Here is a 22,135-nt window from a genome sequence, read left to right on the forward strand (position 1 = left end):
AATGCTTGACACCTAGATGGGGATGCCCGGAAGGATTTCAAGCCTTTTCATCGATCGAAGGTTGCGGCGCTGCCGGCGCGCGGCTGACCACCACCATGGCGGGGCGCAGCAGGCGGCCATTGAGCAGGTAGCCCTTCTGGAACACGTTCAGCACGCTGTTAGGCTCGACCTCGGCGTTTTCCTGCATGGCCATCGCCTGGTGGTGTTCAGGGTTGAACGGCTGGCCATGCGGGTCGATGGCTTCGAGGTTGTAGCGCTTGAGGATGTCCTGGAACATCTTCAGGGTCAGTTCGACACCTTCGCGGATCTTCTTGACGTTCTCGTCGTCGGCACTGGAGTGCGCCAGGGCCAGCTCCAGGCTGTCGATCACCGGCAGCAGGTCACCGGAGAATTTCTCCAGGGCAAACTTGTGGGCCTTCTCGACATCCTGCTCGGCGCGACGGCGGATGTTCTGCAGGTCGGCAGCGGTACGCAGGGACTGGTCCTTGGCGGCGGCCAGCTGCTCCTCGAGCACCTGGACGCGGGCACCGAGGTCCTCGGAGCCGGCTTCTTCGGCGTTAAGGTTCTTTTCATCCAGCTGTTCGTCAGCCATCGGGTTTCTCCTTCGCGATTTCTGGTGTACGGGCTGCGCCCGCCTTGTCTGCCCGGTATATGGGGCCGGAAAAACCAGCTTCAAGGGCAAATTCGGTTTTAACCGACCGCCAGACGGGCTTGGCAGCCTGGAAAAAACTACTGTATAAATAACCAGACATCACCCCACGGGAGCGGCGCTCATGCTGGTGCACCTGTCCATCCACAACTACGCCATCGTCGAACACCTCGACCTCGAGCTTGCTCGCGGCATGACCGTCATCACCGGTGAGACCGGCGCCGGCAAGTCGATCATGCTCGACGCCCTGGGCCTGGCCCTGGGCGATCGCGCCGACAGTGGCGTGGTGCGCCCCGGCGCAGACAAGGCCGACCTGCTCGCCACCTTCGACCTGGTCGACATTCCCGAGGCCCGCACCTGGCTGGCCGAGCGCGACCTGGAAAGCGACGGCCCATGCATCCTGCGCCGGGTGATCACTGCCGAAGGGCGCAGCCGCGGCTATATCAATGGTACGCCCTGCACGCTGGGCGACCTGAAAGCGCTGGGCGAGCTGCTGATCGACATCCACAGCCAGCATGAACACCAATCGCTTCTCAAGACCGACACCCACCGCCGCCTGGTGGACGAATACGCGGGCGCCATCGACCTGGCCCGCCAGGTGCAACTGGCCGCCCAGCGTTGGCGCCAGACTCGCCAGGAGCTGGAACGCCTGTCCAATTCCGGGGACGAGCAACGTGCGCGCCACCAGTTGCTCAGCTATCAGTTGGAAGAACTGGACAACCTCGGCCTTGGCGAGAACGAGCTGGAGCAACTGGAGCAGGAACACAAGAACCTGACCAACGCCGAAGCACTGTTCGGCATCTGCCGCCAGGTCATCGACCAGTGCAGCGAAAGCGACTCGGGCAACGTGCTAAGTGCCCTGACTGCAAGCCTCAACCGCCTCACGGCCGTGCACAACGCCCCCAAGGCCCTGGGCGAGGCAGTCAACCTGATCGCCAGCGCGCAGATCCAGGTAGAAGAAGCAGTCGGCGAACTGAACCGCTTCCTCGACCATTTCGACGCCGACCCCATGCGCCTGCAAGCCCTGGAAGAGCGGCTGGACACTATCTATACCCTGGCGCGCAAACACCGCGTCCACCCCACTGAGCTGCCCTTCCTGCAACAGCGGTTGATGGAAGAGCTCGAAGGGCTCAACGCCAGTGATGAGTCCATCGAGCGCCTGGGCGACGAGCTGGCCGCCTACGCGCAGCACTATAAAGAGAAGGCCGAAGAGCTGAGCGCCCTGCGCAAGCAGGCGGCGGCGCAATTGGCCGTTGCCGTGGAGCAGGAGATCCAGCGCCTGGGCATGCCCGGCGGACGCTTCTGCATCGAGCTGTCGCCCAGCGACGCCGGCGAGCTATCGCCCCACGGCCTGGAACAGGTAGAGCTATTGGTCAGTGCCAACCCCGGGCAACCCCTCAAGGGGCTGGCCAAGGTCGCGTCCGGGGGCGAGCTGTCACGCATCAGCCTGGCGATCCAGGTCATCACCGCGCAGACCTCGCGCATCCCGACACTGGTGTTCGACGAAGTGGACGTGGGCATCGGTGGCCCCACGGCGGAAATCGTCGGCCAATTGCTGCGCCGCCTTGGCGAGCGCGGCCAGGTACTGACCGTAACTCACCTGCCGCAGGTGGCGGCACAAGGGCACCACCACTTGTTCGTGCACAAGGCGCGCAACAGCGATACCACCCACACCGCCGTAGCCAACCTGGGCAAACGCGAGCGGGTGGAGGAAGTGGCGCGCATGTTGGGCGGAATCGACCTGACCAAGGAGTCACTGGCCCATGCGCGCAAGATGGTGGTGACGAGCAAGGCCTGACCCTGCCCCGGTTTCTTCCCCAGCGCCGGGGCTTGAGAACGACCCGCGCCTACACCCTCGCCAAATCCATAAGCCCCCCGCACTACCCCAGAAACGACAAAGGCGACCCGAAGGTCGCCTCTGCTGCTCCAACGATCGAAATCGTTACTTTTTCTTGCGTACGTACAGTACCAAGTTGTGGTCCACCAGCTCGTAGCCATGCTCGGCCACGATCTCTTTCTGACGACGCTCGATTTCCGAATCCATGAACTCGATCACTTCGTTGGTATTCACATCGACCATGTGGTCGTGGTGTCCACCGTCGGCCAATTCGAATACCGCATGACCGCCGTCGAAGTTGTGGCGAACCACCAGACCCGCTGCTTCGAACTGGGTCAGGACGCGGTAGACGGTCGCCAGGCCGACGTCCTCACCAGCCTCCATCAGCGCCTTGTAGACATCCTCGGCGCTCATGTGACGCTGCTCGGTGGAGTCGAGCATCTGTAGGATCTTGACTCGAGGCAGGGTCACCTTGAGACCGGCTTTGCGCAATTCGCTATTTTCAACCATGGTCAGCTTTCTCGCCGATGCTGCTTCGCAGCTTCTCTTAATACGGGTATGATCGGGGTTTACGTTGTCCAGCCAAGATAGTGGAAGTCGCCCACCGATGCAAAACACCAAGCTCTTGCTAACCAGCCTCACCCTCGTGGGACTGCTCGCACTCGCCGGTTGCTCGTTTCCCGGGGTTTACAAAATCGACATCCAGCAGGGCAATGTCGTCACGCAAGACATGATAGACCAATTGCGCCCCGGAATGACCCGACGGCAAGTAAGGTTTATCATGGGCAACCCACTGCTGCAGGACACCTTCAACACCAACCGGTGGGACTACCTGTACAGCCTGCAGCCTGGTGGCGGCAAACGCCAGCAAGAGCGCATGAGCATCTTCTTCAACGAGAGCGACCAACTGGTCAGCCTGTCCGGCGACTTCATGCCAGGCGTGAGCCGGGACCAGGAAATCCTCGGCGGCAGCGGCGACACCACGGTCAGCCCGGCCAACCAGCCTAGCCAGCAGCAGCCGGAAACACCGGCCAAGCCAGGCTCGCTGGAAGAGTCGATCCAGCGCGAAATCGACACCATCGAGACCACGCCAGTGCCAACCCCGGCACCGCTGGAAACCGCCCCGCAGTAACCGCGACGGCAACGAAAAAGCCCGGACCATGGTCCGGGCTTTTTGTTTGGGGCCTCTAAAGGCTACGCAAGAAGCAACTCAGCCATTGAGCTGCTTGGCACGCTGACAGAACGCATCGACCAATGTATTGGCCGCCTGGTTGAACAGCGGCCCAAGGGTGGCGCGCACGATAGGGCCGGCATAATCGAAGGAAAGGTCCAGGCTGATCTTGCAGGCTTTCTCACCCAAGGCCTTGAACACCCAGACACCATGCAACTGGGTAAACGGCCCCTCCTCCAGGTTCATCTCGATCGACTGCCCCGGCACCAGCACATTGCGCGTGACGAACTGCTGGCTCATGCCCCCCTTGGCCACTTCCAGCCGTGCCCGCATGTGCGTGTCGCTGGCTTCGAGCACTGTCGAGGCCGAGCACCAGGGCAGGAACTGCGGGTAACTGGCCACATCGTTGACCAGGTCGTAGAGCGCCTGGGCGGGGTATGGCAGCAGGGCGGAACGTTGAATATGGGTAGTCATCCAGGCGTCACTTCCAAACTGGGCGGCAGCGCTTCGCAGCGCTTCGGAACCGTTCCGTGCAAAGGAACAAGGCCTGTATTGTCCGGGATTCATCCTACAGGCTCAAGCGCACAGAAACCCCGTAGCCGAGGACGCGGCGACTGCCTATAATGCCGCCCCTATGGCTAAACAAAAGAAACATCCGACCGGGACCATCGCGCAAAACAAGAAGGCGCGACACGATTACTTCATCGAACACAAGTTCGAGGCCGGGCTGGTCCTGTCCGGCTGGGAAGTAAAGAGCCTGCGGGCCGGCAAGGCGCACCTGACCGACAGCTATGTGCTGCTCAAGGATGGCGAAGCCTGGCTGTTCGGCAGCCACATCACCCCGCTGACCGCGGCCAGCACCCACGTCATCGCCGACCCCACCCGTACCCGCAAGCTGCTGCTGAACAAGCGCGAGCTCGAGCGCGTGGAAGCGGCCGTGGCGCAGAAGGGCTACACCTGCGTGGCGTTGGCGCTGTACTGGAGCAAGCACCTGATCAAGTGCGAAATCGCGCTGGGCAAGGGCAAGAAGGAGTTCGACAAGCGCGACACCCAGCGCGAGCGCGACTACAACCGCGAGATCCAGCGCGCGGTACGCAACAAGGGCAAGGAAGACTAGTTCCTGCTGTGCTGAGTCGGGCATCCGCTTCAGGTTCAGCACATTTCCTGTAGGCGCGGGCTCGCCCGCGAACACCGGCCCAGCCGGTGCCATGCACCGCGCTGCCTTCTTCGCGGGCAAACCCGCTCCTACACGGCCCTGCCCCCCGACCTAACGCCCGCTGCGCCGCTCCGCACGCGCTACCCGCTGCGCCTGCTGCTGAGCCTCTTCCAGCACTTCCTGCACATACAGGATGTGCCGACTCGACACCTCCCGCGCATCGTCCGCACGCCCCTCTACAATCGCCTCGTACAACTCGCGGTGCTGGCTTATCAGCATGTCGCGGGTCTCCGTACGTTGCTGGTACATGCCCCCGATATTGGTCACCACGTTGCGCTTGAGCAGGTCGAACAGCCCGCGGATGGTGTGCAACAGCACTGCATTGTGACTGGCCTCGGCAATCGCCAGGTGGAAGCGCGCATCCGCAGCCCCCTCCTCCGCCCGGCTTACCTCATCGGCGCGCGCGTAGCAGTCCTGCAAGGTATCGAATGCCGCCTTGAGGCGCTGGCGATCCGGTTCGGTGGCGCGCTGGGCCGCGTAGTAGGCACATGAAGCCTCCAACGTGTGGCGAAACTCCAGCAGGTCGCGCTGGGCATCGGTATTGCGCTCGAGCAGTTGCAGCAGCGGGTCGCTGAAGGTCGAACCCAGCGCCTCGGCCACATAGTTGCCGCCCCCTTGGCGACTGACCAGCAACCCCTTGGCCACCAGCTTCTGGATCGCCTCGCGCAGCGAAGGGCGGGATACCCCGAACTGCTCGGCCAGGGCACGCTCGGCAGGCAGGCGCTGCCCGGAGGTCAGCGTGCCTTCGAGAATCATCCCTTCCAAACGATCGACGATATCGTCGGACAGGCGCCGTTGGCGGACCTGATTGAAAACCATCACATGCTCTCCACAAACCCCTGGGCCATCCGGGGGCGCCTATTCTCGCGCATCCGCGCCCCACAGGCACCCACCAGCCAGCGCTTTTCAAAGCATCGCAAACACCCACTCATCGGCATCCGACCAAAGTTTCCCTCTGGACAAATTGACACACCCACGAAAGGTTTTTTAACCTAGCGACCAGCCATTGTAAATTGGTATTACCAATTTTCCAATGCCAGTGCTGACCAACAACAATTAGGGGTTACCCCATATGCAAACCTGGCAACAACTCTATACTCCGCTCGGTAGTCTCGGCCTGTCCGCACTGGCGGCGGTCATCCCCATCGTCTTCTTCTTCCTGGCCCTGGCGGTGTTTCGCCTCAAAGGCCATGTCGCCGGCTCCATCACCCTGGCCCTGTCGATCCTGGTGGCGATCTTCGCCTTCCAGATGCCTGTCGACATGGCCTTCGCCGCAGCGGGCTACGGCTTCCTCTACGGCCTGTGGCCCATTGCCTGGATCATCGTCGCCGCGGTGTTCCTGTACAAACTCACCGTCAAGAGCGGCCAGTTCGAAGTGATCCGCAGCTCGGTGCTGTCGATCACCGACGACCAGCGCCTGCAAGTGCTGCTGATCGGCTTCTGCTTCGGTGCCTTCCTCGAAGGCGCGGCCGGCTTCGGCGCCCCCGTGGCCATCACCGCAGCACTGCTGGTAGGCCTGGGCTTCAACCCACTGTACGCCGCCGGCTTGTGCTTGATCGCCAACACCGCCCCGGTGGCCTTCGGCGCCCTGGGCATCCCGATCATCGTGGCAGGCCAGGTCACCGGCATCGACGCCTTCGACATCGGCGCCATGACCGGTCGCCAGCTGCCGCTGCTGTCGGTGTTCGTGCCGTTCTGGCTGGTGTTCATCATGGACGGCGTGCGCGGCGTCAAGGAAACCTGGCCAGCAGCCCTGGTGGCCGGCCTGAGCTTCGCCATCGTCCAGTACTTCACCTCGAACTACATCGGCCCAGAGCTGCCGGACATCACCTCGGCCCTGGCCAGCCTGGTTTCCCTGACCCTGTTCCTGAAGGTCTGGCAGCCCAAGCGTTCGTTCGCCGAAGCCAAGGGCAGCGTTGGCGCCGCCGTGGTCAGCAGCGGTGGCAGCCAGCCTTCGCCCTATAGCCTGGGCGAGATCTTCAAGGCCTGGTCGCCGTTCCTGATCCTCACCGTGCTGGTGACCATCTGGACCCTCAAGCCCTTCAAGGCTGCGTTCGCCCCCGGCGGCGCCATGTACAACCTCGTCTTCAACTTCGCCATCCCGCACCTCGATCAACTGGTGATCAAGGGTGCACCCATCGTCGCCAAGGCGACGGCCATGCCGGCGGTGTTCAAGTTCGACCCGATCTCCGCTACCGGCACCGCCATCTTCATTTCCGCACTGCTGTCGATGTGGGTACTGAAGATCAACTTCAAAACTGGTCTGACCACTTTCAAAGAGACCTTCTGGGAGCTGCGCTGGCCAATCCTGTCGATCGGCATGGTGCTGGCCTTCGCCTTTGTCACCAACTTCTCCGGCATGTCCTCGACCATGGCCCTGGTACTGGCCGGCACCGGCGCTGCATTCCCGTTCTTCTCGCCGTTCCTCGGCTGGCTGGGCGTGTTCCTGACCGGTTCCGACACTTCGTCCAACGCCCTGTTCGGCGCGTTGCAAGCCACCACCGCGCACCAGATCGGCGTCAGCGACACCCTGCTGGTCGCGGCCAACACCAGCGGCGGCGTGACCGGCAAGATGATCTCGCCGCAGTCCATCGCCGTGGCCTGCGCCGCCACCGGCCTGGTCGGCAAGGAATCGGACCTGTTCCGCTTCACCGTCAAGCACAGCCTGTTCTTCGCCACCATCGTGGGCCTGATCACCCTGATCCAGGCTTATTGGCTGACCGGCATGCTGGTTCACTAAAGTGAAGGGGCCGGGCGCCCAGCGCGCCCGGCACTCTCTCAACCAACGCTGCGAGACTCCATGATCATTTCCGCCTCTACCGACTATCGCGCCGCGGCCCAGCGCAAGCTGCCCCCTTTCCTGTTCCACTATGCCGACGGCGGCGCCTACGCAGAACACACCCTGCGCCACAACGTCTCGGACCTGGCCAGCATCGCCCTGCGCCAGCGCGTGCTGAAGAACATGTCCGAACTCAGCCTCAAGACCGAGCTGTTCGGCGAAACCCTGAACATGCCCGTGGCCCTGGCCCCCATCGGCCTGTGCGGCATGTACGCCCGACGCGGCGAAGTGCAGGCCGCACGCGCGGCGGCAGCCCACGGCATTCCGTTCACCTTGTCCACGGTATCGGTGTGCCCGATCGAAGAAGTGGCCCCGGCCATCGACCGCCCGATGTGGTTCCAGCTCTACGTGCTCAAGGACCGCGGCTTCATGCGCAACGCCCTCGAGCGCGCCAAGGCCGCCGGGGTGAAAACCCTGGTGTTCACCGTCGACATGCCCGTGCCCGGCGCCCGCTACCGCGACGCCCACGCCGGCATGAGCGGCCGCAACGGCCCGATGCGTCGCGTGCTGCAAGCCATGACCCGCCCCCAATGGGCCTGGGACGTCGGCGTCAACGGCCGCCCGCACGACCTTGGCAACATCTCCACCTACCGCGGCAACCCCACGGGTCTGGCCGACTACATTGGCTGGCTGGGCGCCAACTTCGACCCGTCGATTTCCTGGAAAGACCTGGAGTGGATCCGCGATTTCTGGGACGGCCCGATGATCATCAAGGGCATCCTCGATGCCGATGACGCCCGCGATGCGGTGAAGTTTGGCGCCGACGGTATCGTCGTCTCCAACCACGGCGGCCGCCAGCTCGACGGCGTGTTGTCCAGCGCCCGTGCCTTGCCAGCCATTGCCGACGCGGTGAAAGGCGAGATCAAGATCCTCGCCGACTCCGGCATTCGCAGCGGCCTCGATGTAGTACGCATGATCGCCCTCGGCGCGGACAGCGTGCTGATCGGCCGTGCCTTCCTCTATGCCCTGGCCACCCATGGCCAGGCCGGGGTGAAGAACCTGCTGGAATTGTTCGAGAAGGAAATGCGCGTGGCCATGGTGCTGACCGGCGCCAAGTCGATCAGCGAAATCACCCGCGACTCGCTGGTACGCGAACTGGGCGCCTGAGCGCCTCACCAAACGTCGCCCGAAATACCGCCTGATAATCCGGGGCACGCCACGCGCAAGACGCGGCGGCCCCGCGAGGAGATTGCATGAGCCTGCCCGCTGCGTTCCTGCGTGATGTCCAGCACCTGATTCCCGCCGAACGCCGTTTCGACGACCCCATCTCGACCCTGGCCTTCGGTACCGACGCCAGCTTCTACCGGCTGATTCCCAAATTGGTGGTGCGGGTAGAGTCCGAGGACGAAGTGGTCGGGCTGATCCAGCTGGCCCAGCGCGACCGCGTACCCGTGACCTTCCGCGCCGCCGGCACCAGCTTGTCGGGCCAGGCCCTCAGCGACTCGGTGCTGATCGTGCTCGGCGACAGCTGGGGGGGCAAGGAGATTCGCGGTCAGGGCGAACAGATCCGCCTGCAACCCGGCGTGATCGGCGCCCAAGCCAACGCCTGGCTGGCCCCCTACGGGCGCAAGATCGGCCCCGACCCGGCCTCGATCAACGCCTGCAAGATCGGCGGCATCGTCGCCAACAACGCCAGCGGCATGTGCTGCGGCACCGCGCAGAACACCTACCACACCCTTGCAGGCCTGCGCCTGGTGCTGGCCGACGGCACCCGCCTGGACAGCGAAGACCCCGCCAGTGTCGCCGCCTTCCAGAAAAGCCACGCCAGCCTGCTGGACGAGCTCGCCCGCCTGGGCCGCGAGACCCGCGCGAACACCGAACTGGCCGACCGCATCCGGCACAAATACCGGCTGAAGAACACCACGGGTCTGTCGCTCAACGCGCTGGTGGACTACGACAAGCCGCTGGATATCCTTCAGCACCTGCTGGTGGGTTCCGAAGGCACCCTGGGCTTCATCAGCGCCGTTACCTACGACACCGTGCCCGACCACCCGCACAAGGCCAGCGCACTGATCATCTTCCCTAGCGTGGAAAGCTGCTGCAAGGCCGTGACCGTGCTCAAGCGCCAACCGGTGTCGGCGGTGGAGTTGCTCGACCGCCGCAGCCTACGCTCGGTGCAGGAAAAGCCCGGCATGCCGGAGTGGGTGAAAGGCCTGTCGGACGAGGCCTGCGCGCTGCTGATCGAGTCCCGCGCCGCCAGCCAGGGCCTGTTGCACGAGCAGTTGGGCCTGATCATGGCCTCGATTGCCGACTTCCCGGTGGAGCAGCAGGTCGACTTCAGCGAAGACCCTGCCGTGTACAACCTGCTGTGGAAGATCCGCAAGGACACCTTCCCCGCCGTCGGCGCCGTGCGTCAGACCGGCACCACGGTCATCATCGAAGATGTCACCTTCCCGGTGGAGCAACTGGCCGAGGGGGTCAAGCGGCTGATCCAGCTGTTCGACAAGCACCGCTACGACGAGGCGATCATTTTCGGCCACGCCCTGGAAGGCAACCTGCACTTCGTCTTTACCCAGGGCTTCAACAACGCCGAGGAAGTGGCGCGCTACCAGGGCTTCATGGATGACGTGGCGCAACTGGTGGCGGTGGAGTTCGGCGGCTCGCTCAAGGCCGAGCACGGCACCGGCCGCAACATGGCGCCGTTCGTTGAGCTGGAGTGGGGCAAAGACGCTTACCAGCTGATGTGGAAGCTCAAGCGCCTGCTCGACCCCAACGGCATCCTCAACCCCGACGTGGTGCTGAGCGACGACCCGGAAATCCACCTGAAGCACCTCAAGCCGCTACCCGCCGCCGACGAGATCGTCGACAAGTGCATCGAGTGTGGTTTCTGCGAACCGGTGTGCCCCTCCAAGGGCCTGACCCTAAGCCCGCGCCAGCGCATCGTGATGTGGCGTGACATCCAGGCGAAGAAGCGGGCCGGCGAAGACATCCGCGAACTGCTGCGCAACTACCAGTACCAAGGTATCGACACCTGCGCCGCCACCGGCCTGTGCGCCCAGCGCTGCCCGGTGGGCATCAATACCGGCGAGCTGGTGAAGAAGTTGCGCGGCCAGGCCGCCGAGCACGCCCGCACCGCCGACTGGCTGGCCGAACACTTCCAGGCCACCCTGCGCGGCGCCCGCCTGACCCTGGCCATGGCCAACGGCGCCCGCAAGCTGCTCGGCGCCCCGCGCCTGGGCCGCCTGAGCCGCAGCCTGAGCGAGGCCAGCAGCGGACGCCTGCCGCAGTGGACACCGGCCATGCCGCAACCCCTCAAGCCTATCGACTTCGGCCCGGCCAGCAACGACGCCCGCCCCCGCGTGGTGTACCTGGCAGCTTGCGTGTCGCGGGTGATGGGCCCGGCCTACGCCGACCGCGAGCAAAGTTCGCTGCTGGACAAGACCCGCGGCCTGCTGGAAAAGGCCGGTTACCAGGTGGTGTTCCCCGGCAATGCCGACAGCCTGTGCTGCGGCCAGCCGTTTGCCTCCAAGGGTTACGCCGAACAAGCCGAGCACAAGCGCCAGGAGCTGATCGACGCCCTGCTGCAAGCCAGCCGCGGCGGCCTCGACCCGATCTACTGCGACACCAGCCCGTGCACCTTGCGCCTGGTGCAAGACCTCGGCGAAACCCGTCTCGACCTGTACGACCCGGTGCGTTTCATCCGCACTCACCTGCTCGACAAGCTGGAGTTCTCGCCCCAGCAAGAGCCGGTGGCGGTGCACGTCACTTGCAGTACCCAGCACCTGGGCGAGAGCCAGGCGCTGATCGACCTGGCGCGCCTGTGCAGCAAGCAGGTGGTGGTGCCGGAGGGCATTCATTGCTGCGGTTTCGCCGGCGACAAGGGGTTCACCACGCCAGAGCTCAACGCCCACTCGCTGCGCAGCCTGAAGGATGCGGTGCAGTATTGCAGCGAAGGGATTTCCACCAGCCGCACCTGCGAAATTGGCCTGTCGAGCCACAGCGGCATCGACTACCACGGCCTGGTGTACCTGGTAGACCGCGTCACCCGCCCGCGCGCGCTCTGACCCAAAAAGGCTGCACCGCCCTGAAAGCGGTGCAGCCCTTATTCTCTAATTCCGACTCCGACACCGCCCCCCCTGTAGGATCGGGCTTGCCCGCGAAGAGGCCGGCAAATGCACCCCACATCTTCCGTCAGACATTTCCCAACCTGAAACCAAATGCTTTAGGTCCCCCGCCCAGAGAACTATCCTACGCAGCTGCCGGAAGTAGCCGCATTGTCGGGGCATCACCCCAGGAATAAGTTCATCGGGTCGCCGCATCTGGTGACCGGGTGTGAGAGTCCTGAAGCTTCAAGAATTTCGGCTTCTCCTTTATGGCAGCCGTGTGCGGGCAGGCTTCGGCCTGACCGGGTTTCTTGTGCCCCGGATTCTCACCCTGTTCACGGCTGCCACCCTTTGTCTTGTGAGAATTGCCTGGGGTGGTGCTTCCATGAGCAAGCACAAGAGATACACCTATGAACAAAATCGTCCCAGATCCACCCTACCCGCTCCAATCGAGCACCGCCGGCGTCACCACCTACCTGGAGCTCTACCGCATCCAACCCGGAATCCCCTTCGCCCATGCCTTCGGCGAGTTGTCGGTACTGCTCGGCTGCATCCGCCACCTCACCTGCGAAGCCGAACTGGAAAGCGACCGGATCGCCAGCAGCGCTGCCCGCCTTCTGAGCGCCATGGCCAAAGCCCTGATCGACGACATGGAAGTCGGTATGAACCGTACCCTGCGAAGCTCGATGGAACCCTAGCCAACTGCCAGCAGTCCATCCAATTAGGCCCACCTTCCAGAGGCCTCATGAGGAGACACCCATGAAAGGTACTGCGCTATCCGCCCTGTTCGCGGCCGCCACCCTGCTGGCCTCGCCCGTCTTTGCCGCCGAAGACCTGTGCGCCACCAACCTGCAGAAGATCGACGACAGCATGGCCACCGCTGGCGCCACTTCCGAGGGTCTGGACAAAGCCCTGACCGAGCACGTCGACAAAGCCAAGGCCGCCCAAGCCTCGGGCGACACCAAGGAATGCATCGCTATCACCAGCAAGGTGCTGGAGCGCCTTGAGAAGACCGAGAAAGGCAGCGGCTCTTCCGGTGGCAGCGGCGCGTGATCAGCTCTATTGCGAGGGGTGACGGGACCAGCAGTCGACGTCCCCCTCGCAAAGGCGTATACTCGGCCGCACGTGCCGAAAGGTACGTCAGCTAGAGCTGAGTGTGGGGCCGATTAGGATTCGACGCCGGTCGCGAAACTCTAGGTGCATGCCGAGTTGGTAACAGAACTCGTAAATCCACTGTTGCAACTTTCTATAGTTGCCAATGACGAAAACTACGAGGGCTACGCTCTCGCTGCGTAAGCAGCTGAGCCCGCTCTCCTGGTAGCTTCGGCTCCAGCAATCACCAGGGGATGCCTGTAAACCCGAAGTGATTGTCATACAGAACAGGATCGTCGTGTAGCACGTTGGGGGCAAAGCGACTAAAACTTACCCAACTCGTCCAAAGCACCCTGCCCGTCGGGCGGCTGCGGATTAACTCAGTAGACACGGCTAAGCATGTAGTACCGACAGCGGAGTACTGGCGGACGGGGGTTCAAATCCCCCCGGCTCCACCAAATCCAAAAAAAAGAAAGACGCCCGAGGGCGTCTTTTTTTGTGCCTGTGATTCATGAAATTCGGCGTTCAGCGCTTGTCTGGTCTTTTGAAAGTTTTTGAGTCCAGCTATTCGGCTATTTCCAGATGGTATCCAGTCAATCCGGTGTTGATCTTTGGAATACCAAATCAGCGCTTGAGGAAAATCTCATGCCTGCTCAAAACCTCCGCCTCTCCAATCGACAGCTCAAGGGAGTCAAACCCGCGTCCATGGATGACGTCCCCACGGACGGTGACGGTTTGCAGCTCCGTCTACGCAGCAACGGCTCGTTGATGTGGAATTTCAACTACCGCGAACCGGTGACCAAGAAGCGCATCAACATCGGCTTCGGGACCTATCCCGAACTGTCGCTGGCGAATGCACGTAAGATGGCAGTCGATGCACGCGATCTGCTCGCACAGTGCATCGATCCGAAGGTGCAGCGCAACACGCTGAATGAAGCCAACCGCGCAGAAACGGAACACACCTTCGAGAACGTGGCCACCGCTTGGTTCGAGCTCAAGAAAGACTCGGTCACCCCAGCCTACCCGAGGACATCTGGCGGTCGCTCACGCTGCACGTGCTCCCCGATTTGAAGACGACACCACTCACCAAAATCGCCGCGCCGATGGTGATCGGACTGCTTCGCCCAATCGAAGCGAAAGGCAGCCTGGAGACGGTCAAGCGTCTTAGCCAGCGGCTAAACGAGATCATGACCTACGGTGTAAACTCCGGCCTGATCTTCGCCAACCCGCTCACCGGCATTCGGGCAGTATTCAAGAAGCCCAAGAAAGAAAACATGGCTGCGCTTCCGCCCGAAGAACTCCCCGAGCTCATGCTGGAGATCGCGAACGCCAGCATCAAACGCACCACCCGCTGTCTGATCGAATGGCAGTTGCACACGATGACTCGCCCCGCCGAGGCGGCGACTACTCGCTGGGCAGACATCGACTTTGAAAGGCGTGTCTGGACTATCCCACCGGAGCGGATGAAAAAGCGCCGCCCGCACAGCATCCCATTGAGTGATCACGCTCTCGCACTGCTGGAGTCACTGAAGACTCACAGCGGCCATCGCGAATTCGTCTTCCCGGCAGACAGAAATCCGCGCACCCACGCCAATAGCCAGACCGCCAACATGGCGTTGAAACGCATGGGGTTCCAAGATCGGTTGGTGAGCCACGGCATCCGCTCAATGGCCAGCACCTTCTTGAATGAGCATGGGTGGGACCCGGAGCTCATTGAGGTCGCACTGGCGCATGTCGACAAGGATGAGGTGCGCAGCGCTTACAACCGGGCCGACTACATCGAGCGCCGGCGTCCGATGATGGCTTGGTGGAGTGAGTACATCCAGAAAGCCGCCACCGGCAGCCTGCTTGCCTCAGCCTACGGCCAAGTCAGAGACAAAAATGTGGTGCCGATTCGTTAGCACTGTGCAGGCGCAAGAATTGCGGTAACAACTGAACGTTCGTGACTCGGGGCAAGCACCCTCGCTTATCCGCTTCTCAGCGCGGGTCCATCCAAACAGGGCTGCAAAGCCGCCCTGTTTGGATGGACCTTATTTTGAAAAGCTAAAAGCCACGACGTTGTCCAGGATTTACCACGGAATTCCACCGATGGATAACCGCTTTTCACGCCTCCAAGAGCGCTGAGTTTCGGCCCTTGACCGGGTTTATCCACAGGCGTAGAACTGGCCGTGCAAAGGCTGTCGATGACAGCACCCCAGGTGACCCGAACCTTAAAGGTCACGCCGCTCCCGCGGTGGTTCTCCCCAAGGGCGATTCGCATCCGGCAGCTCGCCCGGTCACTACCCATGTGATGGATGCTCTTACACATATAGCGCTCGTGCGCCAGATACACCGTACCTCGCTGCCCTGCAGCAACCTATCCGCTTGGCCAAATAATGCGCCAACCTGTGCCCGTCTCTTTCTTCTGGAAAGAGACGGGCATTTCTACCACTGCTGCAGCCCTGATCGTACATGGCTTTGCGGCATTCCCCCTCGTGACAATCGGCGTGACAAACGCCGATGCCACCAGCAACAGCCATGTAGATGATGGTGCCGCAGACCACGGAATGGACTGCACCTGACTGACAGTCAGGCATGCCCCCAGTCATCGCATTGCTGCGTTCACCCGGCTCAGGATCTTCAGGCGCTGGTTTAGTCAGCCAGCACTGCCTCCACCCGCCCACCGGCAACGGTGTTCAGGAGGCCAGATCATGAGATGCCCTTGCTCCCGGTTGTAAGGAGCCGCCAGTCCCGCGTAGTGGACATTCCCCACAGATCGCAGGGGCCTTGATCCCTGATAACACTCAGCATTCTTGGCGGGATGCCGTGGGGCGAGGATCGGAGAACAGGCGATGAGGTGATCGACATGGCATTGGTAGGTAGGCGGGATGGCCGCAATTTCGGATACGGCAGGCAATTGAGCTGCGCGGGCCCGCAGGCGCTGAAAGACATGTTCGGGGCGGTCACTACGGCACGGTGAAGGCACACTGTGATCGGTGGCAGGCATTCGTCAAATGGTGCCGCTCCGAACAGGGGCCCGGTATCAATGATGCGCGGCAAGTTGATCGGAAGGTATTGGCGGAATATGCGGCGTATCTGCGCGACGCGATCGGACGCGGTGACCTCGCCGTCAGCACCGCACAAAATCGACTATCCAGCGTTAACAGGACTATGGCAGCACTTCGCGGTGATCAGCGTGGGAAACTGCCCAGCCCGAGCAAGGCGCTGGGAATGCAGCGCACCGGGATTCGCTACTCAGTGCCGCAGGGCCAAGACCGCGAACAGGTTGAACAAATCGTCGATGCGCTTTGCTGCGATCATCAGCAGCGGGCCGCCGCAATTGTTCTGTTAGCGCTAGCCACCGGCATGCGCCTACGCGAGGCCATCTTGGCTGACCTTCCACGGCTAAGCCGTGAGGCCACCAAACTAGGCAAGATTAACGTTCAGGCAGGCACCAAAGGCGGCCGCGCCGGGGTCTCGGCGCCACGATGGATAGCGGTGGACGGCCATGTTCGAGATGCACTTAAGTTTGCACGGCAGGTGTCGCCTGTGGGTAGCCGCAACCTGATTGCGCCAAACGAAAGCTACCTGATTCTTCTGCAAGAAAGCATCTCCCCGGCGCGGGACATCCTGCATGCACACAACCTCAAAGGCTTCCATGAGCTACGAGCGGCGTATGCATGCGAGCGCTATGAGCAAATCACCCAACACCGCGCACCTATCAACGGCGGCCAATGTTGCCTGATAGATAGGAGCCTTGATCGGGAGGCCCGGAGGCAAATCAGCTATGAGCTGGGGCACGGCCGGATCGATGTGGTCGCGGCCTACTAGGAGGCCGCAGATGAGTAAGCCGTTCGACATGGAGCTATTCTTGGCTGGAGTCCTGACCGGGTCGCACGCGACTCGGAAACGCCATGTGCTTCAAGCAAAGACAATTCAGGCTAAAATCGCTGAGCGCTGGCAGCGAGAAACACCTTGGTGTTGGCAGAGAAAACACTTGGCTTGGTTTCTTGAACATCACATGCGCCTCCGGAGTGAGGCGACGCGGTACTATTATGTGCTAACGATTCGGTTGCTCGCTCGACGCCTAGAAGCACCATGGATCTTCAATCTTAGAGCCGGGCCAGGTAGGTAGTCACACCGACGACAGCAACCGGCTAGAAGAAACTAGGCTAATTTCTCAATCAGAACCCAGAGCGATTCGAATTGGCCGTTACCGCGTGGAGCAAAAAAGTTATAACAGCGCTAGCTTCTATTCAGAAGCTAGCAAATTTTCGTGCTGGACAACCTGAACGCGGGATTATAGTGTGCTAGATCATTTATGATCATGTATGGCGATTACTAAGGAGGGCTAATGAGTTATGGAATTTTCAGGGCAGCAGTGAAACACAAAATATTCGTCAGCTACCATCATCACGCTGACCAAGCCTACTACGACGCTTTTTCAAGCGCATTTCACGACACCTACGACGTGATCTACGACAACTCTCTTGAGCGTCGCATCGATAGCGATGATGTTAATTATGTGATGCGCCGAATTAGGGAAAACCATATCACTGGCACCTCTTGCACGGTCGTACTTGTTGGGGCAGAAACCCCAAAGCGAAAGTACGTTGACTGGGAAATTTCGGCAACGCTTGAAAAAAATCACGCCCTGATTGGTGTACGCTTACCTACTGCTCGCTTGACGCCTGACAACCAGTATGTTCTTGTTCCTGATCGGCTTCTTGACAATATCAAATCTGGGTTTGCTTCGTGGCTTACCTGGGAACAGATCACAGCCGATCCCAATCAGCTTGGTCAATACATAGCCGAGGCAAAGAGCCGGAAAATCTCACTGATCAATAATACCCGGGATCGTCGGGTCCGCAATGGGTAAGCGCAGATGACTGAATCAACTCGCCCGTTCCTAGTTGTATATATTGTGTGGCACCCTGCTTTTGCCGGTGGCCTCGCCATCGCCGAGATCCTCCGAGAGCATTTTCGTCGAAAGTTGTACGAAAATATCGCAGGCGGCACTGGGCTCAGCGTTATATACCGGTACGCAGTGGCACAGGACTCCAGCCAGCCTCTGCCAATTGAACTTGAAGACGCAGACACCACCGCCATTGTAGTGCTAGCGGACAACAACCTCGTTGACGATGCAGCTTGGACGAGCTATATCCAAGAACTCTGTCAGAATACTGAGGCAGCCGGTTTAGGCAAGAGAGTCTTTCCTGTCGAAATTGACAACGGTGTGCTAACGCGCTTAGGAACTAATGAGCAAGCGCTACTATGGGCCCGCTGGGATGGGGAACTTGCCGAACGTGGTCGAAGATTGACTGCTGCATTGACATACGCATTTTGTCGGTTGTTACGGCATTACCTAGAGCACCTAACGCGCCCCGACGAAGAAGAGGAAGCACTAGAAGCCTACCTTAAGAAGGTACAAATATTTCTTAGCCATTCCAAACACGACCAGCATGGAGAAGAAATTTCCCGAAACGTCCGAAGTAAACTTTATAACACACCAGGAATGGACAGCTTCTTTGATGTCTATGACATTCCAGCTGGCCTTCATTTTCAGAAAGTACTGCTCCACAAGGTGCGCGTGAGTGCGATGGTCGCCATTCACACTGACTCTTACTCATCACGTGAGTGGTGTCGGAAAGAGATTATCGAGGCAAAACGCTGGCACGTACCTCTTGTTGTAGCCAATAGCATTAGCGAAATAGATGAGCGCGGCTTCCCTTATATGGGCAACGTACCAGTAGTCCGACTGGAACCTGGAAGCGCTGATCGCATAGATTTCGTTATTGCCCGACTGCTCGACGAGGTTTTGAAAAATTTCCTTTGGCGATGCCGTGTTCAGCTTGAGGTAGCAGATGGAAATCTCGATCCCGCAGTTATTTTCGTACCGAGACCCCCAGAGCTTATTTCACTAGCAAGCCTGCCATCTGAAGCGGAGATACCATATCCGGTGATTGTTTATCCGGATCCACCACTCAGTGCAGAAGAAGAGCGGCTATTCGCAGAGATATCACCTCGGGTTCAACTACGTAGCCTAACGGAATGGAAAGCGGGAGCTGTGCGATGAGCTACCAAGAGGTTCTCGGACAGAAGACCATCGCGATCTCCATTTCGGAAAGCCCAGACATGTCTATTCTAGGACTGGGCGATGAGCATTTGCGAGATGCCATGGCCGAAATAGCTCGTCATTTACTCGCGCTCGGAGCGAGGTTGATCTATGGAGGGGATCTGCGACAACATGGATTCAGCGACCTACTATTCGAGCTAGTTTCCCGACATCGTCGAGACGCTGACGAAGGAGATACCCGTCCCGGAGTAACAAACTATCTCGCTTGGCCTGTGCATATATTGCAGTCGATGGTAACGTTGGAGACTCAAATTTCCGAACTCGAAGAGTCTGCGGAGCTAGTTCTTCTACGAATCGACGGTAGCGTGCTACCAATTGAAGAGCGCCGCGGATTTGCGCCTACGATACCTACAGACCAAGAGTGGGCAGACGGGCTTACGTCCATGCGTATCTCTATGATATTAAACTCCGAAGCAAGGATCGTTGTTGGTGGTCGAGTAGAAGGCTACAAGGGAACTATGCCTGGCATTGCCGAAGAGACGCTTTTGTCGCTAAGAGCTGCCAAGCCGGTTTTTCTAGTCGGTGGCTTTGGGGGATGTACTCGTGATATCGCTGAAACCTTGGGTCTAATAAAACCCCGACCTACATCTAATCCTGGATGGGCTAAGCGCTGCGAGTTCGCTGCATTTACCGCCGCTGATCTTAACAATGGATTGACTGCAGAGGAAAATGCAACACTTGCATATACTCCGCATATCGACCAAGCAATAATGCTAATTCTGCGGGGATTGATTCAACTAACCAAAACCGACTCTTTATAAATCATAGTTCAAAGCGCCGCGCAAGTAGACTTTAGTCGCCTAACGCAATCTGCGATTATTACATGAAGGGTCGACCAGTGGGCCGGCCCATCCAGGAAATTTTTACCCTTCAATAGGTAAACCACCTCGATAGGCTGGTTTTTTCTCAATCCGTGCTCTGACCTTCTTGCACTGTGACTTTCTTTCGGTTATAAATGGCGCATGCACCCCTCCAAGCTTTAACTATGCAGTGCGACCACTGCAATCATTCGTTAATGTAAGGATATATGCTACTGTGAGTTACGTTGAGACTATAGTTCGCAATGTTATGAGTCTCGCGAGGCGTAAGGTAAATGGCGGGGGGTGCTGCTTTAACTCCGGCAGCATGCAGTCCGGAGGTTGCCTTGAAGCTACTCAACCCACCTTCTCGCTCAATTTTAAAGCTCAACTCCATTGATGAGCTATGCAGTATTCTGGGCGTTCAAAAAGGGCATCTACTTTACATATGCTACAAACGTTCAGATGACTTAAAGTACCAGTCATTTGAAATGCGGAAAAAACGAGGCGGTTTTAGAAAAATTGACTCCCCGCAAAAAGGACTAAGGGTCATCCAAAAAAAATTAGCTGAGATTTTTGAGGAAAATATAGAGTTCAAATCCTGTGTTCAGGGCTTTATCAAAAGCCGCGGAATCCTAGAAAATGCGGCACTACATAAAAAGTCCAATTGGATTTTAAATGTAGACATAAAAGACTTTTTCGGATCAATCAATTTTGGGCGCGTCAGAGCGGCTTTTATAGCCAAACCCTTTGAGTTCCACCCCAATGTAGCGACGGTCGTCGCGCAAATTTGTTGCTTCAAAAACCACCTTCCCCAAGGGGCTGCAACGTCCCCGATTGTTGCGAATATTGTAGCCAGCACTCTAGACAATCGCATCCTGAAGTACATTCGAAGTCAACGACTCATATACTCTCGCTACGCTGACGACATAACCATTTCAGCAAAGAGGGTTTTCCCAAATGAAGTTGCCCATATAAATGATGGAAAAACCATTATCGGCGAAGACCTTGTCAATATATTTTCTAGGGCGAGCTTTGAAATAAATGAAAAGAAAAGCAGGCTTCAATCCAAGTATAGCCGACAAGAAGTCACCGGTTTAATTGTAAACAAAAAAGTTAATGTGCCCGCTGAATATAAAAACAAACTAAGAACAGCTATTCACCACTGGATTGATGACCCAGTAGACGCCGAACGGAAATACTACATTGATGTACTTGGACTTAGCCCGGAGGACGCGGAGCTAACCAAAGATGGTAGCAAGCTAAAGCAGAATATCTATGGTCGACTTTCATTTCTTTCAATGGTGAAAGGAAAAGATGATCCGACGTATATCAAGCTGGTTTTGAAAATGGCGGAGCATGATCCATCGCCGCCGAAATTTATCAAGAGTATAAAGGCTGAATATAAGATGTATGACGTATTTTTATGCCATGCTTCCGAAGACAAAGAAAAAATTGTCGAACCTCTCTACCAGGAATTAAGCAAGATCGGTATTCATGCTTTCTACGACACAAAAGAAATTGGCTGGGGAGACTCTCTTGTCGGGGTAATCAATAAAGCGCTCCTAAAGTCAAAGTATGTTATTGCTGTGATGACGGACAGCTCAGTTGGTAAAGCCTGGCCTCAACAAGAAATTAACTCCGTATTGAACGGTGATATTTCCGGCGGGACGAAAAGATTGCTCCCGCTAATCTACGGCAATAAAGACAACATTCTAGGTAATAACTTCCTTATGAACGACAAGCTTTACGTAGAATGGAATAACAATCCCGATGAAATAGCAAAAAAGGTTCAGGAATTACTGACACATAACGAGTCGCTTAATAGCCGATAGGCTCTGCCACCCCAAACTCTTAAGCTTGGTAAGCATACATTTTTATCGAAGCATAAGAAGCTGCCATGCTTCGACGAGCGTTTGCCAAAACAAGGTTTTGGTGAAAGACCTCGCATAACCCAAACCTATGACCTAAATCGAGCGGTAGCGCTCCCTCGGCAAGTGGTAGGTTAGTCAACCAGAATGTACAGCGACCTGGCTATCGACGCAATGTTGATGGCCTTGTGGCGATGCAGGCCTAATCCATAGAGAGGCCTGGAGGGGCATTTCCAATAACATCGATATGCTTTATAACATTAGATGTGGACCCAACAGGGCAATGCAGTTCTCCAGCAGGGTATGAAAAAGCCTATTTTCTGAGCTTCGAGATATCCTAGGAAAGCAGCTCCGACCTAAGTCTTACGCTACCGCCCGTCAATTTGTTTTCGCCAAAAAAATGACGGGAATGATTCAGTTAAGATACGCGTACAAGGAAAGGATGCATTTTATGTGTAGTGTCATGGGCCAAGTCTGTGATAGTAAAGTACACGACGATGGAGAG

General features: G+C 58.7%; 17 protein-coding genes, 1 other RNA gene and 2 pseudogenes. 16 read left to right on the forward strand and 4 right to left on the reverse strand.

Annotated elements, in window-relative coordinates:
• Nucleotides 1-37: 37 nt before the first annotated feature.
• Nucleotides 38-682 carry a nucleotide exchange factor GrpE gene (grpE, locus tag RAC97_RS17455; protein ID WP_377748280.1) on the reverse strand — a complete coding sequence of 215 codons (645 nt, stop codon included), beginning with the start codon at nt 680-682 and terminating at the stop codon, nt 38-40.
• Nucleotides 683-773: 91 nt separating this feature from the next.
• Between grpE and recN the strand changes: the two genes are divergently transcribed.
• On the forward strand, nt 774-2,447 hold the full coding sequence (gene recN, locus RAC97_RS17460) for a DNA repair protein RecN (protein ID WP_375098679.1): 1,674 nt from the start codon (nt 774-776) through the stop codon (nt 2,445-2,447).
• 144 nt (nt 2,448-2,591) lie between these two features.
• On the opposite strand, the gene fur is transcribed toward recN, so the two are convergent.
• Entirely contained in the window at nt 2,592-2,996 is a 405-nt protein-coding gene (gene fur, locus RAC97_RS17465) for a ferric iron uptake transcriptional regulator (protein WP_375098678.1), read from the reverse strand.
• Nucleotides 2,997-3,093: 97 nt separating this feature from the next.
• Here fur and RAC97_RS17470 point away from each other — a divergent pair, with 97 nt between their 5' ends.
• Nucleotides 3,094-3,618, forward strand: a complete 525-nt coding sequence (locus RAC97_RS17470; RefSeq protein WP_375098677.1) for an outer membrane protein assembly factor BamE — start codon at nt 3,094-3,096, stop codon at nt 3,616-3,618.
• A gap of 78 nt (nt 3,619-3,696) precedes the next feature.
• Here the strand turns inward: RAC97_RS17470 and RAC97_RS17475 are convergent, their stop codons facing one another.
• Nucleotides 3,697-4,131 carry a type II toxin-antitoxin system RatA family toxin gene (locus tag RAC97_RS17475; protein ID WP_375098676.1) on the reverse strand — a complete coding sequence of 145 codons (435 nt, stop codon included), beginning with the start codon at nt 4,129-4,131 and terminating at the stop codon, nt 3,697-3,699.
• Nucleotides 4,132-4,291: 160 nt separating this feature from the next.
• Here RAC97_RS17475 and smpB point away from each other — a divergent pair, with 160 nt between their 5' ends.
• Entirely contained in the window at nt 4,292-4,774 is a 483-nt protein-coding gene (gene smpB / locus RAC97_RS17480; protein ID WP_375098675.1) for an SsrA-binding protein SmpB, read from the forward strand.
• 150 nt (nt 4,775-4,924) lie between these two features.
• On the opposite strand, the gene RAC97_RS17485 is transcribed toward smpB, so the two are convergent.
• Entirely contained in the window at nt 4,925-5,692 is a 768-nt protein-coding gene (locus tag RAC97_RS17485; RefSeq protein ID WP_375098674.1) for an FCD domain-containing protein, read from the reverse strand.
• A 253-nt stretch (nt 5,693-5,945) separates the two neighbouring features.
• Here RAC97_RS17485 and RAC97_RS17490 point away from each other — a divergent pair, with 253 nt between their 5' ends.
• From RAC97_RS17490 to RAC97_RS17550, 13 genes and pseudogenes are all read left to right on the forward strand, one after another.
• Complete coding sequence (locus RAC97_RS17490) at nt 5,946-7,613, forward strand: lactate permease LctP family transporter (RefSeq protein WP_375098673.1); 1,668 nt, start codon at nt 5,946-5,948, stop codon at nt 7,611-7,613.
• 60 nt (nt 7,614-7,673) lie between these two features.
• Entirely contained in the window at nt 7,674-8,819 is a 1,146-nt protein-coding gene (gene lldD, locus RAC97_RS17495) for an FMN-dependent L-lactate dehydrogenase LldD (RefSeq protein WP_375098672.1), read from the forward strand.
• Nucleotides 8,820-8,905: 86 nt separating this feature from the next.
• Nucleotides 8,906-11,716, forward strand: coding sequence for an FAD-binding and (Fe-S)-binding domain-containing protein (locus RAC97_RS17500; protein WP_375098671.1), 2,811 nt, complete (start codon nt 8,906-8,908; stop codon nt 11,714-11,716).
• A gap of 449 nt (nt 11,717-12,165) precedes the next feature.
• Nucleotides 12,166-12,453 carry a DUF3077 domain-containing protein gene (locus RAC97_RS17505; protein ID WP_375098670.1) on the forward strand — a complete coding sequence of 96 codons (288 nt, stop codon included), beginning with the start codon at nt 12,166-12,168 and terminating at the stop codon, nt 12,451-12,453.
• Nucleotides 12,454-12,514: 61 nt separating this feature from the next.
• Complete coding sequence (locus RAC97_RS17510; protein ID WP_375098669.1) at nt 12,515-12,808, forward strand: hypothetical protein; 294 nt, start codon at nt 12,515-12,517, stop codon at nt 12,806-12,808.
• Between the two features lie 105 nt (nt 12,809-12,913).
• Nucleotides 12,914-13,305, forward strand: a transfer-messenger RNA (tmRNA) gene (ssrA, locus tag RAC97_RS17515).
• A gap of 187 nt (nt 13,306-13,492) precedes the next feature.
• A pseudogene (locus RAC97_RS17520) lies at nt 13,493-14,748 on the forward strand (integrase domain-containing protein).
• Between the two features lie 944 nt (nt 14,749-15,692).
• Nucleotides 15,693-16,657: pseudogene (locus RAC97_RS17525) on the forward strand (integrase).
• 10 nt (nt 16,658-16,667) lie between these two features.
• The gene (locus RAC97_RS17530; RefSeq protein ID WP_375098668.1) at nt 16,668-16,961 is read left to right on the forward strand and encodes a hypothetical protein; all 294 of its coding nucleotides are present in this window, start codon (nt 16,668-16,670) and stop codon (nt 16,959-16,961) included.
• A 219-nt stretch (nt 16,962-17,180) separates the two neighbouring features.
• Complete coding sequence (locus RAC97_RS17535) at nt 17,181-17,705, forward strand: TIR domain-containing protein (RefSeq protein ID WP_375098667.1); 525 nt, start codon at nt 17,181-17,183, stop codon at nt 17,703-17,705.
• A 6-nt stretch (nt 17,706-17,711) separates the two neighbouring features.
• Nucleotides 17,712-18,902, forward strand: a complete 1,191-nt coding sequence (locus RAC97_RS17540; RefSeq protein ID WP_375098666.1) for a toll/interleukin-1 receptor domain-containing protein — start codon at nt 17,712-17,714, stop codon at nt 18,900-18,902.
• Nucleotides 18,899-19,723 (forward strand): hypothetical protein, encoded by an 825-nt coding sequence (locus RAC97_RS17545; RefSeq protein ID WP_375098665.1) that lies wholly within the window; start codon nt 18,899-18,901, stop codon nt 19,721-19,723. The genes RAC97_RS17540 and RAC97_RS17545 overlap by 4 nt, the downstream gene beginning before the upstream one ends.
• A 383-nt stretch (nt 19,724-20,106) precedes the next feature.
• Nucleotides 20,107-21,594, forward strand: a complete 1,488-nt coding sequence (locus tag RAC97_RS17550; protein WP_375098664.1) for a TIR domain-containing anti-phage reverse transcriptase — start codon at nt 20,107-20,109, stop codon at nt 21,592-21,594.
• Nucleotides 21,595-22,135 lie beyond the last annotated feature (541 nt).

Origin of the sequence: Pseudomonas sp. LS_2 (assembly GCF_042709235.1) — a bacterium.
In the GTDB taxonomy this organism is placed as follows: Bacteria; Pseudomonadota; Gammaproteobacteria; order Pseudomonadales; family Pseudomonadaceae; genus Aquipseudomonas.

Coding starts and splice junctions, on each gene's coding strand:
- recN (WP_375098679.1), top strand. CDS start 774: ATGCTGGTGCACCTGTCCATCCACAACTACGCCATCGTCGAACACCTC.
- fur (WP_375098678.1), bottom strand. CDS start 2,996: ATGGTTGAAAATAGCGAATTGCGCAAAGCCGGTCTCAAGGTGACCCTG.
- RAC97_RS17470 (WP_375098677.1), top strand. CDS start 3,094: ATGCAAAACACCAAGCTCTTGCTAACCAGCCTCACCCTCGTGGGACTG.
- RAC97_RS17475 (WP_375098676.1), bottom strand. CDS start 4,131: ATGACTACCCATATTCAACGTTCCGCCCTGCTGCCATACCCCGCCCAG.
- smpB (WP_375098675.1), top strand. CDS start 4,292: ATGGCTAAACAAAAGAAACATCCGACCGGGACCATCGCGCAAAACAAG.
- RAC97_RS17485 (WP_375098674.1), bottom strand. CDS start 5,692: ATGGTTTTCAATCAGGTCCGCCAACGGCGCCTGTCCGACGATATCGTC.
- RAC97_RS17490 (WP_375098673.1), top strand. CDS start 5,946: ATGCAAACCTGGCAACAACTCTATACTCCGCTCGGTAGTCTCGGCCTG.
- lldD (WP_375098672.1), top strand. CDS start 7,674: ATGATCATTTCCGCCTCTACCGACTATCGCGCCGCGGCCCAGCGCAAG.
- RAC97_RS17500 (WP_375098671.1), top strand. CDS start 8,906: ATGAGCCTGCCCGCTGCGTTCCTGCGTGATGTCCAGCACCTGATTCCC.
- RAC97_RS17505 (WP_375098670.1), top strand. CDS start 12,166: ATGAACAAAATCGTCCCAGATCCACCCTACCCGCTCCAATCGAGCACC.
- RAC97_RS17510 (WP_375098669.1), top strand. CDS start 12,515: ATGAAAGGTACTGCGCTATCCGCCCTGTTCGCGGCCGCCACCCTGCTG.
- RAC97_RS17530 (WP_375098668.1), top strand. CDS start 16,668: ATGAGTAAGCCGTTCGACATGGAGCTATTCTTGGCTGGAGTCCTGACC.
- RAC97_RS17535 (WP_375098667.1), top strand. CDS start 17,181: ATGAGTTATGGAATTTTCAGGGCAGCAGTGAAACACAAAATATTCGTC.
- RAC97_RS17540 (WP_375098666.1), top strand. CDS start 17,712: ATGACTGAATCAACTCGCCCGTTCCTAGTTGTATATATTGTGTGGCAC.
- RAC97_RS17545 (WP_375098665.1), top strand. CDS start 18,899: ATGAGCTACCAAGAGGTTCTCGGACAGAAGACCATCGCGATCTCCATT.